Annotated in this window: 11 protein-coding genes; all 11 read left to right on the top strand. The window is 44.5% G+C overall.

Features of this window, described 5'->3' with window-relative positions; all coding sequences use genetic code 11:
* The first annotated feature begins 79 nt into the window (after window positions 1-79).
* The 11 genes from WC496_04065 to WC496_04015 all read left to right on the top strand — a co-directional run bounded on the left by WC496_04065 (window position 80) and on the right by WC496_04015 (window position 18,593).
* Complete coding sequence (locus WC496_04065) at window positions 80-1,120, top strand: LacI family DNA-binding transcriptional regulator (protein MFA5292192.1); 1,041 nt, start codon at window positions 80-82, stop codon at window positions 1,118-1,120.
* Window positions 1,121-1,136: 16 nt separating this feature from the next.
* Window positions 1,137-2,465: a glucoamylase family protein gene (locus tag WC496_04060; protein ID MFA5292191.1), complete on the top strand. Its 1,329-nt coding sequence runs from the start codon at window positions 1,137-1,139 to the stop codon at window positions 2,463-2,465.
* Window positions 2,466-5,795, top strand: coding sequence for a hypothetical protein (locus tag WC496_04055; GenBank protein ID MFA5292190.1), 3,330 nt, complete (start codon window positions 2,466-2,468; stop codon window positions 5,793-5,795). It abuts the gene before it with no gap.
* A gap of 20 nt (window positions 5,796-5,815) precedes the next feature.
* The gene (locus tag WC496_04050) at window positions 5,816-7,246 is read left to right on the top strand and encodes an MFS transporter (GenBank protein ID MFA5292189.1); all 1,431 of its coding nucleotides are present in this window, start codon (window positions 5,816-5,818) and stop codon (window positions 7,244-7,246) included.
* 17 nt (window positions 7,247-7,263) lie between these two features.
* On the top strand, window positions 7,264-8,418 hold the full coding sequence (locus WC496_04045; protein ID MFA5292188.1) for a DNA-binding transcriptional regulator: 1,155 nt from the start codon (window positions 7,264-7,266) through the stop codon (window positions 8,416-8,418).
* The gene (locus tag WC496_04040) at window positions 8,418-11,003 is read left to right on the top strand and encodes a glucoamylase family protein (protein ID MFA5292187.1); all 2,586 of its coding nucleotides are present in this window, start codon (window positions 8,418-8,420) and stop codon (window positions 11,001-11,003) included. The genes WC496_04045 and WC496_04040 overlap by 1 nt, the downstream gene beginning before the upstream one ends.
* 15 nt (window positions 11,004-11,018) lie before the next feature.
* Complete coding sequence (locus tag WC496_04035) at window positions 11,019-11,873, top strand: type II secretion system protein (GenBank protein ID MFA5292186.1); 855 nt, start codon at window positions 11,019-11,021, stop codon at window positions 11,871-11,873.
* Window positions 11,870-13,549, top strand: a complete 1,680-nt coding sequence (locus WC496_04030; GenBank protein MFA5292185.1) for a hypothetical protein — start codon at window positions 11,870-11,872, stop codon at window positions 13,547-13,549. The genes WC496_04035 and WC496_04030 overlap by 4 nt, the downstream gene beginning before the upstream one ends.
* 183 nt (window positions 13,550-13,732) lie before the next feature.
* Window positions 13,733-14,389 (top strand): PEP-CTERM sorting domain-containing protein, encoded by a 657-nt coding sequence (locus WC496_04025; GenBank protein MFA5292184.1) that lies wholly within the window; start codon window positions 13,733-13,735, stop codon window positions 14,387-14,389.
* Between the two features lie 23 nt (window positions 14,390-14,412).
* Window positions 14,413-16,389, top strand: coding sequence for a LamG-like jellyroll fold domain-containing protein (locus tag WC496_04020; protein MFA5292183.1), 1,977 nt, complete (start codon window positions 14,413-14,415; stop codon window positions 16,387-16,389).
* Between the two features lie 74 nt (window positions 16,390-16,463).
* Window positions 16,464-18,593 (top strand): glucoamylase family protein, encoded by a 2,130-nt coding sequence (locus WC496_04015; protein ID MFA5292182.1) that lies wholly within the window; start codon window positions 16,464-16,466, stop codon window positions 18,591-18,593.
* Window positions 18,594-18,860 lie beyond the last annotated feature (267 nt).

Here is an 18,860-nt window from a genome sequence, read left to right as displayed (position 1 = left end):
GAAATAATTTTATTGACAAAAATGCGTAAATATTGTAAAAAGGCTTTTACAGTCGTAGTTTTTTGTTGAGGGTATATAAATGGTTACAGAAACAGGGAGCATAACGATTCATAATGTTGCCAGGGTTGCCGGCGTTTCCATTTCCACAGTTTCCCGTGTAGTAAATGGTTTGGGTCGAGTCGCTCCGGACACACGGCGTAAAGTCGAAACTGCCATTCGTCATTTGGATTTTCATCCCAACAGCAGGGCACAGGCATTGAGCAGAAGACGAACCGATACGATAGGTCTGATTGTTCCGGATTTTGAAGGCCAGTATTTTGCGATGTTAATGGAAGGTGCACATGAAGAGGCACAGGCCAATGGCGTCCATATAATGGTACTCAAAGCAAAAGGGGCGGAATCTCAAATAGAAGCTGTCAGCAGACTGTGTTCGGAAGGCCGAACTGACGGCGTAATACTTATGCTTTCGGAATTATACGATGAGGTGCTCGAAGGCGTTGGAAACATCAACGGGCCTTTGGTAATTCTGGACAAGGATGTGAATCTCTGGCGGCTCGATAATATACTTCTGGATAACCATCTTGGTGCTTTTGAGGTGACTCGGCACTTTATTGATGTACATGGAATCACAAATGTATTTTTTGTCGGCGGTTCAGAACACAATGTCGATACTACGGCACGAGCCCGCGGTTTTACCGATGCTCTTGCATCAATAAAGGTAACCGCTGATGACAAAAAGTTTTTCGGCAATAATTACAGCTATGACGAAGGTTATCGTCTTACGCAGGAAAAGATATTTCCCCTGATTAAACCCCAGGAACGTTACGGTATTGTTGCCGGTAATGACGATATCGCATGCGGCGTCATTGATGCCCTTATGGATAAAGGAATTAAGGTTCCCCAGCAGGTTGGAGTGGCCGGTTTTGACGATTCCGATATAGCAATACATCGCAGATTGAAACTAACCACAATGCGTATCCCGACAAAAGAAATCGGCCGTGTTGCGGTCAGAATGATTTTGAACCGTATATCCGGCCAGACTACAGAGCCGGCGAAAGTCGTTTTGAAAGCACGGCTTATAGTTCGTGATTCGTGCGGCTGCGGCAGAGCAGATAGCTGAATTTTCGGAGAGAAGGGTGAACGGTAGAAAAAATAGTATTATTTTTATTACTATGGCCGCTTTGCTGCCCTGCGGATTTTGCCGCGGCGCTTTTACGGCAGATGATGAACGTCTGCTTGAGGAAATCAGCCGAGCGTCTTTTCAGTTTTTCTGGAAAGAAGCTAATCCTGTTTCAGGTCTTGTGCGGGACAGGACAGGTAAAAATGTTTGCAGTGTTGCGTCTTTGGGCTTTGGACTGGCTGCGCTTCCAATAGGTGTCGAGCGGGGATATGTATCTTACGATGAGGCGAAGAGTCGTGCATTAAATGCTCTGCGTACCCTCGAAAATTCCAATGCTCATTACAAAGGAGTATTTTGTCATTTTATCGATTTGGCCACTGGAAATACGACTAAACTTGGCTATGAAGGTGTTACTTCCACGATAGATACCGCTTTAATGATTGCCGGTACGATTGTCGCGGGTGAATATTTCGGCGGCGAGGTTAAATCGTCGGCAGAACGAATTTTTGCCCGTGTGAACTGGGCTGCTTATGTTAATCCCGAAAATGGACAGGTGTATATGGCTTATGATATGGGCGAGCCGGGAAAATTCGAAAAACAAACCTGGGACTGGTACACGGACGAAACTCTTTTAATATCGCTGCTGGGTCAGGCCGCTCCAAATTCCGAATATCGATTATCTCCTGAGACCATGACCAACTGGAATCGTCCTGTTGGAACATATAAAAACGGTGAGCCATATATTTATTCGTATCCCGGAACGTTATTTACATATATGTTCGCGCATTGCTTTTATGATTTTAAACAAACAGGCAAAGATTCGCTTGGCGTTGACTGGTTCGAAAACACCCGCAGGGCAGTTATTGCCAACCGCGACTGGTGCCGCGACCATTCTTCTGAATATGCAGGTTACGGCGAAAATCTTTGGGGAATTACGGCAGGTTCCGGCCCCAAAGATACCTATGTTGTACTCGGACATGAACCCCGCGGTGCGAAAGATAATCAGGGTCAATATGGCACTTTGCATCCTTACGGTGCCGGAATGTCGGTGCCTTTCGCAGCCGCCGATGCAATGAATGCGTTACGAGAAATGCGTAATCTTAAAGTTGACGGCAAAGCTGTATGGCAATCTCCCGAAGACGGCGGCTATGGTTTTTGGGACGGTTTTAATATTGATAAGCATTGGGTTTCGGACAATGTGATAGGTATCGCACAGGGACCTATGCTTTTATTGATAGAAAATGCCCGAAGCGGGCTTATCTGGAAACTGATGATGAAAAACAACAATGTCCGGCAGGGTCTTGCCAGAGCCGGCTTCAAAGGTGATTTCAAAACAGGGATTTAGATGGATTTAAAAGAAAACATATTGATTGACAAGCCGCAGATTTACAGCGTGAGAAATTCCGCAGGCTTGAAATTTTCCATACTCGAAAACGGCAGTATAAAAAGTATCGAGCAGGGGAAAGTGCAAATCAATCTTATCGACGGCAGTTCGCTCGAACCGGCATGCAGCAATTTATACCTGAGAATCAGAGGAAATAAAATTATTGCTGTTCCGCTGTCAGGGCCAAAAACCTGCGGAAATCATATTATTAATAAAAATATTTATGAAATTAAGGGTAAATTCGAAGGTATATTATTTTCCTGCAGGTTGCTGCTTGCAAAAAATGACACTTCGTGGCTGTGGGATGTACAACTGACGAATACAAGCGGAAAACAACTGGAACTCGACCTGTTATATGTGCAGGATGTCGGTTTATCCTGTGCCGATGGGAACGAAAAGAACGAATTATATATAAGCCAGTACATTGATTATACGCCGCTTTTGCATAGCGAGCACGGCCATATTATCTGCTGCAGGCAGAATGAACATGGGCCGGATAGTTTTCCATGGCTGGCATTGGGTTCGATTTCCAAAACAAATAGTTTTTCAACGGACGGAATGCAGTTTTTCGCTCCGGCCTGCAAAGGAACAGGAATCGCTCAATGCCTGTCGGCATCGGAATTGCCGGGCCTGCGCCAGCAGGAGTTTGCGGTTGTCGCATTGCAGGAAGAGCCGTTTGTTTTAGAGCCGGGGCAAATCAGTAATCTCGGATTCTTCGGCATTTTCTGCGAAAACCATACCGTTCCTACGAGTCAGGACGATATAGAGTTAATTGATTCAGGAATTGCACAGCTTAAAGAGCTTTCCGATACGCCATGGGTCGATGGATATGATTATGATGAGCCGACAAAGAGTTTGTTCTCCGAATCCGGATTATTTGTTTCCGAAGACCTTACAGAAAATGAATTGAATAATTTGTTCGGCAATAATCGAAGGCACAGTGAATTTTCCAAAGACCGGCTGCTTTCTTTCTTTTATGGTGAAAACCGGCATGTAGTATTGCGGGCCAAAGAACTTCTGACCGAACGTCCTCACGGCCATATTATGAAAACCGGCACCGGTTTGACGCCTGACGAGGCGATGATGAGCTTTTCGACTTATATGTTCGGCGTTTTCCTGTCGCATGTTGCCCAGGGTAATGTTAATTTTAATCGTTTTTTAAGTCTAAACACGAACTCATTGAATATTCCGCGTCATACAGGCCAGCGGATTTTTATTCGGCAGAATGGCGAGTATTATCAACTGGGAATACCATCAGCTTTTGAAATGTCGATTAACGGATGCAGATGGATTTACAAACAGGGCGATTATATTTTTGAAATTATTTCCGAAGCTGCAGTTGATAAAGCGGAAATTACATTAAACATTCGAGTTCTTAATGGCAATCCGGCGGACTGGATTATCTCAAATCAGCTTGCGGACGAACATAAATGGAGTATCGAGCAGCAGCAGAGTAACGGCCAGAAAATCCTGAAATTCGTTCCGGGCAAAAAAACCAAACTGGCCCGTATGTATCCCGAAGGTTATTACGAGGTCAGACTGGAGAATACGGCGGTTATTAAACAAACAGGTTCAGACGAATTGCTTTTTGCCGATGGCAAAAGCAGGGGACTGAACTTTTTAACAATCGAACTGACAGCGGCAAAAGAATTTGTGATGAGAATTCGCGGCGGGCTTGTCGAGCAGACTAAATCACAAAAGATAAACCACAATATAAAACTCCTGTCGAATAGTGGAAATTCGAAAATAAGTGAAATAACCGAGATTTTGCCGTGGTTTATTCATAATTCGCAAATCCATTATCTTACGCCTCGCGGTCTCGAACAGTACGGCGGGGCGGCCTGGGGCACACGCGATATATGCCAGGGGCCGTTAGAGATGCTGCTGAGTATGGAGCAGTATTCTTCAGTGAGAAATATTCTTTCTATCGTTTTTTCAAATCAAAATATAGATGGTAATTGGCCGCAGTGGTGGATGCATGACAGATATAAACATATCCGATATCCCGAATCGCACGGCGATATTGTTTTTTGGCCGATTCTGGCAGTCAGCGAGTATATTAACAGCAGCGGCGATTACGATTTCCTGAACGAAAATTTGCCTTTCTATGGTGAGCAGGAAAGTGTTTCTGTTTTAGGACATATTCTTCGGGCAATTGAACACGTTAAAAATAATCGTTTTGCCGGCGGAACAAAACTGGTGAACTATGATGGAGGCGACTGGAATGATGCGATGCAGCCTGCCGGTAATGAACTGAAAAAACAGTTGATTAGTTCATGGACGGCAGTCTTAAGTTATCAGTCTTTCAGAGAATTTGCGGATATCTGCCGCAAGGCAGGGCATATCAAAACAGCCGATGAACTTGAAAAACTTTACGTGTCAATTCAGAACGATTTTAATCGTTACCTGATTAAAGACGATGTTGTTGCAGGATTCGGTTTTGTAAATAGAAAAGACGGGATTGAACTGCTGCTTCATCCATCAGATTTAACAACCGGAATTTATTACAGCCTTTTACCGATGACTCGCGGGATAATAAGCGGGATATTCACTCCTGCCCAGGCGAAAATACATTCTGAAATAATCGAACAGCAATTAAAAGGTCCCGATGGCGCGCGATTAATGGACCGTAGTCCTGAATATAACGGCGGTCTGCAGTGTTTATTCAAACGGGCGGAAAGCTGTCCATTCTTCGGACGCGAAATAGGTCTTATGTATACGCACGCTCATTTACGTTATGCAGAAGCGATGGCGCTATTAGGTAATGCAGAAGCATTTGTCAAAGCGTTACGACAAGTGGTGCCGATTGACATACAGAAAATAATTCCCCAGGCGGACATACGGCAGTCCAATTGCTACTACAGCAGTTCGGACGCGGGATTCGCGAGCCGTTACGAAGCCAATAAACGATATGACGAATTAATATCCGGCAGAATCGCCTTGAAGGGCGGCTGGAGAATTTATTCGAGCGGTCCGGGAATGTTTGTCAGGTATGTAATATCACATCTCCTCGGAGTTCGTCATCGTGACGGGCATACTATTTTTGACCCTGTGATGCCGAAAGAGCTTGACGGTTTTACCGCGCAGATGGAATTCCGCGGCTGCGACGTTAAGTTTATTTACAGCGTTAGCGGTAATGAAAGAGGAGTAAGAAGAATTGAAATTAACGATGTCGAATTTGAATTCGGCAGAGAGCCGAATCCGTACCGTTTGGGAGGCGCCGTCATTGAGGATGCCAAATTTAAAACGGTTCTTAATAAAAACAGCAATACGATACAGATTAGCCTTTAAAGGATTAATAGCGAGAAAATATGACTGAAAAGAAACATCACATTACTGCTGAAAAAGACAGGATTCCTGTCAAGCAGAAAGTAGCTTACGGTCTTGGAGCGATGTCAACCAACGTAGCGGTAAATTCGTTCAGTAATATGACTCTGCTTATTTATAACTCCGGTCTCGGCGTCAGTCCAATTCTTCTGGGTGTTGCCCAATTTGTTCCCAGACTCTGGGATGCTTTTACCGATCCTCTGATAGGCAATTATTCGGATAATACACGTTCGAGATTTGGCAGAAGAATACCGTTTATATTTGTCGGAGCTTTTGCACTTGGTCTTGCTTTTGCGCTGTTATGGATGATACCCAAAGGCTGGAATGAGTATGTTACATTCGGCGCTATCCTGGCAGTGTCTTTATTTTTCTTCACCGCCACTACTATATATGATGTTCCGCGCGGTGCGTTAGGTTTTGAAATGACCGACGATTATCATGAGCGGACCCGGCTTTTTGCCTATTGCAGCTTTTTGATTAATGTCGGTGCCCTGACTACTCCATGGCTCTACTTTTTTGCGACAAGGAAAATGTTCAAAGATGAGATAGAAGGTATGAAGTATGTCGGTTTTATTATGGGAGGCCTGATGCTTTTAGGAGGCATTATCTGTGCGCTGGTTTGCAAGGAACGCAAGGGCGAGCAGGTTAAACATCAGGTCAGGGTAAATTTCTGGGATGGTTTTGCTATGACCTGTAAGAACCGAACGTTTGTCTGGCTGCTGGCGATAGTTCTGCCGGTAACAATAGGTTTTTATTTCGTCAACGGTTTCAGCCAATACATAATGCTGTATTATGTTTATGACGGCGACAAGTCCACCGCTTCGATTCTTATGGGATGGGTCGGAACATTATGGGCGACACTGTCTCTGCCAGGCGTTTTCCTGATGACTTATGTGGCGACACGGCTCGGCAAATCAAAAACTGTTATGATATTTCTTATAGTTATGGCTGTCGGAAATTCTCTCAAAGTCGTCTGTTACAGCAAAACACATCCATGGCTGATATTGATTCCTACGGCATCTTTGTCTTTGGGAATGCTCGTTCTGTTTTCGCTTGTATATTCTATGCTTGCCGATATTTGCGATGAAGACGAATTGAAAACGGGCAAACGCAGAGAAGGAAGCTACCAGGCTGTTTATGGATGGTGGTGGAAAATCGGAATATCTGCCGGCCTTCTTGTATCGGGTCTTCTTCTTAGGGCGACCGGCTTTAATGAAAAACTTGCGGCGCAGTCTGATTCCACGCTGTTTTGGCTCAGGGTATGGGAAATAGGTCTGCCATCGGTTATGTGTCTTTTCAGCGTCTTACTGCTGATTAAATATCCTCTTACTGAGGAACGGGCGTACGAAATTAAAAAATTGCTTGAAGAGCGAAAGCTCGCAGCGGCTGAAGTCGCCTCTGTGAATGCGGAGTAATATGTAGAAATTTTGATATGAGCAATTTACCGAAAATAATTCTGGCAATTGAAAGCTATCGTGCTTACGACAGAGAACTTCTGAAAGGCATTTCCCAATATGCCAAGCAGAACGGCCCATGGCTGCTTTTCCATGAGACTGACGATGTCTTCAAGTCTTTGTCCGATATCGAAAAAATTAAGCCTGACGGCATAGTTGTGCGTATTTCAAAAAATGGAAGAGTTCTGGAGAAAATACCGGATTTTCTGCCGTGTATTGTTTTAGGTTCGGGCAGTGTTTGCGACGGTCGTATAAACGTTATAGGAAATTTCGAAAAAATGGGACAAATGGCGGCTGAGTATCTTCTCTCTTTAGGATTTAAGGATTTTGGGTTCTGCGGAACCAATCACGCTGTCTGGTCGTGTGAAAGAGCGGAAAGTTTTACTATGGCTATTCAGGATGCCGGTTTTAATGTCAATTATTACTCCTGCCCGGACAAATCAAAGACTGATTTTGCAAGAGAATTAACAACAATGGCACAGTGGATTGAATCGCTGCCGAAACCAATCGGAATAATGGCAAGTAACGACGACAGGGGATTTGCGGTTTTGGAAGCCTGCAAGGCTTTGGGAGTTGATGTTCCCGGTCAGGTTGCTGTGCTTGGTGTGGATAATGATATTGCAAACTGCGAGCTTGCGATGCCGCCGCTTTCGAGTATCGCTCTGAATACCGTTAAGGCGGGCTTCGAAGCTGCCAGAATTCTGGACCGGATGATGCGGAAAGGTGTATGTTGCGGATATGAAAAAGTAATAGTAGAGCCTACTCACATAGTGCCGCGTCAGTCGACAAACGTTCTCGCCGTGTCCGACATTATAGTGGCAAAGGCCCTCGATTTTATAAGGAACAACGTAAAAATACAGATTCAGGTAAACGATGTCGCTGAATCGGTTTCGGTCTCCAGAAGAGAGCTTGAAAGAAGATTTAAGAAACGTCTGAACAGTTCTATTCATCAGGAAATTAAATTGGCCAGGGTGCAGTTAATTACAAAAATGCTTCTGGAAACATCGGATAGTATTTCGGAAATTGCGGCAAAGCTGGGTTTTGTGGATGTAAATCATATCGGGCGGTATTTCAGGGATATTGAAGGTATCAGCCCGGTTGAGTACAGAAAGAAAAATTTGTGTACCGTTTAATGAAAAAATATCTGTTTGCTGTGGTTATGTTAACGGCTGTCGCGATGGTATCGGCCTCTGAGGTTGCCATTGTCAGTTATGAACCGTCAGAAACAAACCTTATTGTTTCATCGCCGGACATCCAGACCATAGAAAAAGTTCTCGGCGGAGTCGAAAGTGTACCATTTGCCACGGACGGACAATATGTGCTCAAACTTCAATGGACAGGACAAAGCGATTATAAAGTAGAAATATCCCAATACGGCCTGGACTATGATTTGGCAGGTTTTAACAAAGTTCTTGTCGACGTGTTTATACCTGACGGAGCGGCTTTATTTCAGTCAGGCGGCATTATAGGAATCTGGAGCAATAACTGGCTGCCCGGCAACTGGGCCGGCGGCAATATCGTTCCGACTGAAAATAACAAGTGGTTTACTATTGAAATGAATGTAAGCTCATTTAATCCCGGATTATTAAATTATATATCTGCTCTTGTTTTTGAAAATTACGGCGGCAGCAGCGGCACAATATACGTTGACAACATAAGGCTTGTTAATAATATTCCGCAGGTTTCCGCCGTCGGCCATGACAGCAGGATAGATTTATGCTGGAATCCTATTGCAGGAGCACAGAGTTACAATATATATCGCAGTAATTCTGCAACCGGTCCTTTCGCAAAGATGAACGCTTCTGTTTATGACTTAAGTGCCTATAGCGATTTTATCGGGACAAATGGTCAAACGAAATATTATTATGTAACTTCGATTGTCGATAGTCAGGAATCTTCCGGCTCTGAAGTTGTTACTGCTGCGACTTTCGCTATGACGGACGAGCAGCTTTTGAATTCTGTAGAGCAGGCGACATTCAGATATTTCTGGGATTTTGCACATCCGGTTGGCGGATTGACAAGAGATTACTATAATCCCGGCGATGTTACCAATACCTGCGCCATCGGTGGTACCGGTATGGGTTTAATGGCGATTTGTGTCGGCGCCGAACGCGAATTTGTCGGCAGAGAAGACGCCGCAAAACGAATTTTGAAAATCCTGACTTTCCTTCAGGATAAAGCTGTTCGTTTCCATGGGGCGTGGTCGCATTTTGCCGACGGCACTACCGGCCAGGCTCTTCCGGTCATTAATCAATATGATGACGGAGCAGACCTTGTTGAAACTTCTTATGTGGCACAGGGACTTCTCACAGTTCGGCAGTATTTTGATTCTAACGACCCTGTAGAGACGGCGATTCGCAGTAAGGCCACGACTTTATGGGAAGAAATTGATTGGTATTGGTTCCTTCGCCGTTCAGAATCCGGATACGAAAATAACGAATCGCTTTTCTGGCACTGGTCGTCCAATTACGGCTGGATTATGAATATGCCTATTTACGGCTATAATGAATGTATGATTACATATCTGTTGGCTATTGCTTCGCCGACTCATCCGATACCGGCGTCCTGTTATTACAACGGCTGGGCAGGCGGATGGTACAGAAACGGCAATACTTATTACGGCATTAAACAATGGGCAGGCGGATTTGATTCGCCGATGTTCTTCGTTCATTATACTCATCTCGGATTTGACCCTCGCAATAAGTATGACAACTTCTGCAATTACTTCGATAACAGCAGAAGCATCTCTCTTATCGACCGTGCATATTGCAGCGACAATCCTAAAGGTTTTGCTGACTACAATGAAATGGTCTGGGGTCTGACGGCAAGCTGGAATCCGTGGGGTTATGGAGCTCACGCGCCCGGTGCCGCTGACAACGGCACTATTTCTCCGACTGCCGCTTTGAGTTCGACGCCTTACACGCCTGCCGAATCAATCGCAACTATGAAATATTTCTATCATAATTATGGAAGCAAAGTGTGGAATGCCTTTGGTTTTGTTGACGCCTTTAATCCGACGGAGAACTGGTATCCCCGCGGCTATATCTCAATCGACCAGGGACCGATTATAGTTATGATTGAAAATTACCGCACAGGTCTCTGCTGGAATTTATTTATGTCGAATGCAGAAATTCCTCAAATGCTCGAAAATATCGGCTGGGCGACAAGAGCGGATAACGGCCTGAATTACGAATACTACCAGGGCACATGGGATTTTCTGCCCGATTTCGATTCGCTGACTCCGATAGCTAAAGGCAGGGCTGATAACTTTGATATCGGGCTGCGTCAACAGGACGATAATTTCGCGTTTCGTTTCACAGGTTTCATAGAAGTGCCGGCCAATGGCGGCTATACTTTTTATACAAGTTCAGATGACGGCAGCAAATTATATATAGACGAAAATCTTGTTGTTAGTAATGACGGCCTGCACGGGATGCAGGAACAAAGCGGCTATATTTATCTTTTGGCCGGTAAACATTCTATTACGGTTACCTGTTTTGAGAAAGACGGCTCAGAAGAATTGTCGGTAAGTTATGAAGGGCCGGACATATCCAAAAAGCGGGTTCCTGTAAATGTATTGTTCAGGTGCAATTTAGCCGGCGATTTTAATCAGGACTGCCGCATCGATATGTATGATTTAAAGATGTTGACTGCGAATTGGCTTAATAATTATAGTTTTGTTGATTTTTCAAAAATGGCAGAAAATTGGATGCAATAATTGACAGGTGATATTATGAAAAATAAAAAGGGATTTACATTAGTTGAACTGCTGGTGGTTATTTCCATCATCGCCTTGCTGCTTGCGGTTTTAATACCCACATTGCGAAAAGCGAAGGAACAGGCTAATTGCATCGTATGTAAAAGCAATTTACGGAATTACGGTCTGGCTGGCGCTATGTACCTCCAGGCAAACAACAATGCGTTTCCTCATCCTATTATTTGTATCGACGGTAGAGCAACTTTTACGACTGCATATCTATCGCAGCATCCCAAAGAATGTCGCTGGCATGATTCCGGTGTTGAACCGCAGGGACCTTTCTGGCCTTACTTGTTAGCCAAGGGTGTGCATATCTGTCCAACTTTTTCGACAATAACGAGAAGCAAAAGAAGTCTTCATGAAGATTATTTAACCAGTATAGGAGCTGATGTAGCTCTTTGCAGAACTCTTCCTATTAGACCGCGGCTTTCTTATAGTATGAACGGATTTCTTAGCGCAGGAGACGAAGTAGAAAATTTGGTGGCCCAAAATGGTAAATTGCAGATGCCTAAGCTAACAGATGTGAAACATCCTTATGCGACACTTTTTATGACCGAAGAGAATATATGGACTATAACCAGGACCAGGGATGGAATCCAGGTGAGCGAACACGCATGGAATGATATGTATTTTGGAACAGCTATGTATGGCACCAGGTCTGATAGTATTGCTACTTTTCACAAAGCATCCGATTCAAAGTTGAACAAAGGTGTCAGTAATATACTTTTCGTTGATGGTCATGTGGACGAGCGGAAAGCTTATGATAATGTTGACCTTAAAAACCGCTCATCAAGCAAAAGTTATTATTTAGCAACAGGACAGCAAAAATGATGAAATTTGTTAATATCGAAATATTGTTGATTGTTTTGAGCTTGAGTATCACTACCTTTGGTGCTGGCTTTGATTCGTGGCATACTTCACAGAGCAGCGGCAGCAGTATAAATTTCAGTCAGGCAGACAACACGCTGACAATCGAATACAATATGAAGGCTCCCGAAGACTGGGTAATGATTGAAACGGCCTGCTCTGATTTTCCTGCCGCTGATATTCCTGTCGTCTTTGATGTCAAAGCCGATTCGGATGCTTTTCTTGAAATAAAATTCATCGACAAAGACGGTACAATCTTTTGGCGCAAAATCAGCCTGAAAGATAAATACAAAGACTGGACAAAACTTGTTCTCAGACTCAGTTCGACAGAATACGGCTGGGGCGGCAAAGATTCATCCTTTGACACTCTTGCCGGTTTTAATCTCGCAGTTTCCGGCGGCGGAAGCGGTACGGTCTGGATTAAAGATGTAAAATTCGGTTCAGCTAATGATAAATCGAGTTTTTATCTGGCAGGAGCGGTGCTTGACCCAAATAGAGAACTGGAAGGTTTCGGACTTGCACAGAGAAGACATGAGCAGATGCAGCCTGAAGATAAACTTGTTTTGGAATATCTCAAACAACTGCAGGATGCCGGCTCAAATGAAAAGCAGCTTCTTCCTTCTATGGGGCTTGAAGACATCGAGGCGCAGACATTTAATAATTCACTGGTCGCGATGGCGTTTATGCTCCATGGCGAAAGAGAGCGAGCAGAGCGGATACTGGATTTCTATGCCAAAGCAACCGACAAGAGCAATACTGACCCGACACTTCAAAACTTTTATTACAACGGCCAGGCTCGCGGATTTTTCCAGTGGGTTTCAATCAGAGACTACAACGGACCAAGCGACGGCGAATTACATTCAGGCAATGTAAAAGCAAAAGCCTGGCATCATACCGGCAAGTCCGACCGCTGGATGGGAGATATGGCATGGCTGATGTTCGCGTATAAGTGTTATGAAAAAGAATATAATTCTCACAGATACGATGAAATTACGTCTCTTATAAAAAATCTGCTTATTTCCTGGTATAAAGATGACCCGGCAGGCGGAGGCTTTATCCAGTCAGGCTGGAGAAAAGGCGATATCAGACTCCACGAAGACGGCGGCCATCACGAAGGCAATATCGACTGCTTCGCTCTTTTCAAACTTACCGGCGATTTGCAGATTGCTGAAAAGATTAAACAATGGCTGGATATGCAGCTTAAAGACAAGAAAGATTTACCGCTTGATTTATATACCTGGCGGGTTCTTGCCTATGGCAAAGATGCCGACCTGCTCAATATTCCCGATTATGATTTAAGATATCGAAAGATTCTGACCTTCAACGGCAAAGAGGCTATGGGGTTTTATCATTGCCCGAATATCGAAATCGATAATGTCTGGCTTGATGGCACCGGACATATTGCCTGTGCTTATATCGCGTATGGCGATAGAACGAGAGGCTATTTCTATGCCGACCAGATGGACAATTTTATGATAAACCAGACAATAAATGGCGTAAAAACTCACGCATTGCCTTATACAGCTAATAAAACCGGCGGTTATAACTGGGTCCGCAGCGACAGGGGTTTTATCTCCGTTTGTGCCTGGTATATTATTGCAAAAAACAAGTTTAATCCTATGAATCTCGAAAGGTATTAAAGATTGTAAGTTATTGGTCGCAAAATGGTTGAAGACATCCGCAAAATGGTGTTCTTTAAGATATGAAATGGGATTAGAATTAAGATGTGAAAACGTTATGACATTATCGGACAAAAGTACCAAAATCTGGTATTTGGTTGTTAAAGAGAAAGTTAAGATTTTTTAAGATTAGGAGGAAAAGAAATGTCGAAGTTAACTAAGTATGTTTTATGTGTATGTCTGGGCCTTGTTCTGTGTGGAACTGCTCAGGCGAATCTGCTGACCAACGGCGGCTTTGAAGATGGTGACTGTGCCTGGCTTGGCGACAGCCCGTCTATTCCCGGCTGGACTTACTGGGGAACCGATGGCTGGCATATGAATGATGCAGGTTATGTAATGGACAGTAAGGGTATGCTTGTTTGGTGGGATTCTGTTGGTATGTATCAGGATGTTTTTGGTGTAGTAGTGGGACAGGAATATGAATTCAGTGTTTCCGCAATTACCAAAGCTGCTGACAAACTCAGAGGTTGGGATTTGATGGTCAAAGCTGAGTGGACAGCCGAGAATTGGGCAACGATTGGCTCCTCTGAAATCGGCCGGTTCATAGGCGCAAAAAGTGAATCAAACCCCGGAGACGGTACTGATACATGGAAACTTATCTCCGGTACGGCGGTTGCACCTGAAGGCGCAGCGCATGGGAAAATATATTTCCAGCTCACTCATGATGGAGTTGGAGCAGACTGGGGATATACCGGCGGTTCAGTTTGTTTCGATAATGCTTCTGTAGTTCTCGTTCCTGAGCCGGCTACAATGGCCTTGCTGGGACTTGGCGGTTTGTTCTTCATCAGGCGAAGAAAATAAGTTGTTTCGAAAGGATGGACGTTATGAAGAAAAATTTTCTATTATTAACGGCTTTAATTATAAGCCTGATTGGCAGCAGTAATATTCTTGCCAATGATTTGCAGAATCCCGGCTTTGAGGGTGGTAATATCGGCTGGTTCGGCGATCCGGGATTTACAATTCCCGGCTGGGTATTCTGGGGTACAGACGGCTGGATTCACAATAATGCCGGTGCGTACATTGATACGAGAGCCATGCTGATTTGGTCGGATGCACCCGGTATAATTCAGGACTTTGCAGTTACTGAGGACCGGGAGTACACTTTCAGCGTCAGTACTTATTCTCCTGTGAGCGATAACCATGGTCTTCACGGCATGGATGGCGTTTTTCAGGTTGAGTGGTATGACGTTGATAATTATTTGATATATGCCGAAGAAATTGGACGTTTTTATGGCGCTATGGATATAGATGTACCAATCGATCCGTATGATACATGGAAAGTTATCTCGGCTAATGTTGTGGCGCCGATACCCGCCACCCGTTGTAGAGTTTTTCTGCACCTGGTCGGCAATGGAGGTTCGAGCACCGGCGGTGTTGTTAGTTGGGATGAAGCATATGTCGGTCTTGCTTATGCCGCTGAAGACCCAAGCCCGGCAAATAACAGTACGGTTGACCCGACTGTTTCCACAACTCTTAGCTGGACTCGTCCCGCTCCACGTCAAACCGGCGATACGATCCTTTGCGATGTATGGTTTGGCGCAGACGGCAATATGCCCGGAACAAATACAAAGATACTCGACAAGCAGGATGCCGATTCTGTAGTTGTCGGGGCTCTTGATGGGAATAAGAATTATTATTGGAAAGTCGATTGTTACGACCCGGATGGTTCAGGCCCGGAAATCAAAACCGAAGGCTATACCTGGACCTTTAATACGCAAAATGCTCCGCCGACAGTCGATGCAGGTCTAAAGCAGGCGGTTTGGCTCTCTTCAGGCACTGCTACGGCAGCAATGGATGTAACTGTTACTGACGATGGTTTGCCAAGTCCTCCGGCTTCTTTGACGTACGAATGGACAGTTGTCAGTGGTCCTGCGACCCCGGCATTCAGTCCGAGCAATACAGTTGAGAATCCTGATGTTATATTCAATACAGCAGGGGATTATGTATTGCGGCTTACTGTCGATGATAGCGATAAAGATGCCAATGATACTGTTTTGGTAAAAGTCTATGCCGAAGGTTATACCGGTCTTGTGGCGCATTGGGCTCTTGATGAGACATCCGGCACCACAGCGGTTGACAGCGTAGGCGGTCATAATGGTACTCTTGTCGGTAATGCAACATGGGCCGCAGGTAAGGTAAACGGTGCTATTCTTCTTGATGGTGACGGCGATTATATCGATTGCGGCGGCGGAAGTACAACTCACGAACCGCCGACATGGGCTGACCTGAGAGATGAGATTACGGTCTCTGCATGGGTAAAAGGCACCTTCGATAAATGGTGGCAGGCGATTGTCAATAAAGGCGATTCGAGCTGGAGATTGCTCAGGAACTCCGATCCGACCCCGGATGATAACATTAGTCTCATTCTTAACGGCATCGGTCCTGTTGTTTCCGGCAGCACTGGTCCCGTAGGGGATAACCAGTGGCATCAGGTTGTCGGAACTTTTGATGGTTTAAGTGAATGTGTTTATGTTGACGGTATTTTGGCAGCTTCTCGAGAAATTCCGGAAGGAGCTTTAATAGACCTCAATAATTACAACGTTCGCATTGGTTCCGATGAACAGTTCGATGGCCAGCGAGAATTCAACGGCCTTATCGATGAAGTACGGCTTTATGAAATAGGTCTGCCTGCTGATAAGGTCCTCGAACAGTTTATAGCTGATGGCGGAAGTCATAGCTGCGGCACGACATATCTGGTCGGAGATATAAACAAAGATTGTTATATCGACTTTGCAGATTTTGCTCAAATGGCCGAAAACTGGCTCAAATGCAACGATGTTGCTAATTCAAATTGTCAATAATTAAGTTTGCGTGATTTAAAAGGGCGCTTGGATTATTTGACTAAGCGCCCTTGTTTTTTGTATAATAGGATAAAATGCGAAAACCCCTTTCAATAATTTTGTTTGCTGTATTATTTGTTATTTCACCCCTTTGTGCGCAAAGTCTGATTGTCGGCCTGGCGGCTTCAGGCCACGATTGCAGAATAGATTTAACATGGACCCCGGTTACGGTTTCAGGTCTGGATGGGTATAATATCTATCGCAGCAGATATGAAAATGGAACCTACGAAAAATTAAACAGTTCAGTTCACACCGTATCTGTTTATAGTAATTTTATCGGCGATAATGTCAGACCTTACTGGTATTACGTCAAACCGGTTATAAACGGAACAGAAGGCGAAGCTTCGAGTAAAGTAACAGCAACTCCTTACGCAATGACTGACGAGCAGCTTTTGACTTCGATTCAGCAGGCGACATTCAGATATTTCTGGGATTTCGCTCATCCTGTAAGCGGAATGGCAAGAGAAAGATTTGCGTTATATGACCGCCAGACTGTTACTACGGGCGGTTCAGGTATGGGGCTGATGACTATTGTAGTCGGTGCAGAGCGGGGATTTATTACAAGAGCGCAGGCGTCCCAGAGGGTTTTGACGGTGCTTACTTTTCTTCAGGATGTTGCGCCGCGTTATCATGGCGTCTGGTCACACTGGATGGATGGAACAACAGGTGCGACTAAAGCCGCCGATTATGATGCGAATGGCGACCCTATTATAGCCGGCGATATCATCGAAACTGCCGATATGATAGTCGGCATTCTTACCTGTCGCCAGTACTTTGACGCCAACACCCCTGTGGAAAATGAAATTCGCAGCCGTGCGACGCAGCTTTATGAGGATGTGGAGTGGGATTGGTACCGCAGAGCGTCTGATACTGACGGCAAACATCTGTGGTGGTTATGGTCGCCGGATTCAAGCTGGCAGTATAGTTTTGCCTTTGGCGGTTGTGAATCTATGAATGCCTACATTTTAGCGATAGCTTCGCCGACTCATTCTATACCGGCAAGTTGTTATTATGACGGCTTTGGCGACAGCGGCGGTTATAAAAACGGCAATAGATATTATAATTATATTCAATGGGTAAGCGGGTTCGAAACGCCGATGTTCTGGACTCATTATCCGTTTCTCGGTTTCGACCCTCGTAATAAAAACGATAATTACTGTAACTACTTCGAGAACAGCCGAAATATTGCTTTGATAGACCGTGCTTATTGCATTGCTAATCCTAAAGGTTTTTCAGGTTATAGCGATTTAGTATGGGGATTAACGGCCAGTTATAGTCCATGGGGTTATGTTGCTCACGCTCCGGGAGCTTCCGATAACGGCACTATTACTCCGACCGCTGCAATAAGCTCAATGCCGTACACCCCTTCAGAATCAATCGCGACATTGAAGCATTTTTATTATACTTACGGCAGTCAGTTATGGGGGTCGCTCGGCTTCTATGACGCGTTCAATCTTGATACTGACCCGAATTGGTTCGCCGATGATTATTTAGCAATCGACCAGGGAACAATTGTTCCCATGATTGAAAACTATCGAACCGGCCTTTGCTGGAATCTGTTTATGTCCAACCCGGAAATATCGCCAATGCTCGAGAGTATCGGCTGGGCGACGAGAGCAGATAACGGCCTGAATTACGAGTATTACGAAGGTACGTGGACTTCACTGCCGGATTTTGATTTGCTTACGCCGACAGTTGTCGGGACGGCACATAACTTTGACATAGGCCTGCGCCAGCGAGACGACAATTTTGCCTTTCGTTTTACAGGCTATCTCGATGTGGTGTCAAATGCCGGTTATACTTTTTATACCTATTCGGATGATGGCAGTAAGTTATATGTCGATGGCGTTCTTGTTGTTAACAACGATGGTCAGCATTCGGTTCAGGAAAGAAGCGGCTATAAATATCTTCTGGCGGGCAGACACACGATTGTTGTTACTTATTTTAATAGCGATGGTCTGCGGGATTTAGTTGTGAGCTATTCAAATTTGAGTATCCCCAAAAAGCAAATACCTGTTAACAAATTGTTCAGGTGTAATTTAGCCGGCGATATTAGCCAGGACTGTCACGTTGATATGAATGATTTAAAGATATTGGCTGAAGACTGGCTCAACGATTATACCTTTATTGACTTTTCACAAATGGCAGCGAATTGGATGGAATGACCAGTTGAAAGGTTGTGAATAGTTAATCTATATAATTTTATTTAACATTAATAACTTCTCTGACCTGCCCACAAATTTTCCTCATCCATTCTTCTCGATATTCTTATCTACCGCCTTCTTTATAAACTCACTAAGCAGGTCTAATACGCTTTCCATTTAATTTTCGTGCTTTAACCACGTGGCATTGCAGATTGTTTGGAATTGATTTGATGAGATTTTGTTCCATGCCATCGAAGCAGCATCGAATATCTGCTGGTAATCATCATA

It is taken from the genome of Phycisphaerae bacterium (assembly GCA_041652575.1).
Classification (GTDB): domain Bacteria; phylum Planctomycetota; class Phycisphaerae; order Sedimentisphaerales; family UBA12454; genus UBA12454.
The sequence above is the reverse complement of the archived record's forward strand: the minus strand, read 5'-3'. Positions and strand labels throughout refer to the sequence as shown.

Bases quoted from the DNA above. Each gene is read 5' to 3' on its own strand.
- WC496_04040 (MFA5292187.1), top strand. From the start codon at position 8,418: ATGAAAAAATATCTGTTTGCTGTGGTTATGTTAACGGCTGTCGCGATG.
- WC496_04045 (MFA5292188.1), top strand. From the start codon at position 7,264: ATGAGCAATTTACCGAAAATAATTCTGGCAATTGAAAGCTATCGTGCT.
- WC496_04025 (MFA5292184.1), top strand. From the start codon at position 13,733: ATGTCGAAGTTAACTAAGTATGTTTTATGTGTATGTCTGGGCCTTGTT.
- WC496_04055 (MFA5292190.1), top strand. From the start codon at position 2,466: ATGGATTTAAAAGAAAACATATTGATTGACAAGCCGCAGATTTACAGC.
- WC496_04035 (MFA5292186.1), top strand. From the start codon at position 11,019: ATGAAAAATAAAAAGGGATTTACATTAGTTGAACTGCTGGTGGTTATT.
- WC496_04050 (MFA5292189.1), top strand. From the start codon at position 5,816: ATGACTGAAAAGAAACATCACATTACTGCTGAAAAAGACAGGATTCCT.
- WC496_04015 (MFA5292182.1), top strand. From the start codon at position 16,464: ATGCGAAAACCCCTTTCAATAATTTTGTTTGCTGTATTATTTGTTATT.
- WC496_04020 (MFA5292183.1), top strand. From the start codon at position 14,413: ATGAAGAAAAATTTTCTATTATTAACGGCTTTAATTATAAGCCTGATT.
- WC496_04065 (MFA5292192.1), top strand. From the start codon at position 80: ATGGTTACAGAAACAGGGAGCATAACGATTCATAATGTTGCCAGGGTT.
- WC496_04030 (MFA5292185.1), top strand. From the start codon at position 11,870: ATGATGAAATTTGTTAATATCGAAATATTGTTGATTGTTTTGAGCTTG.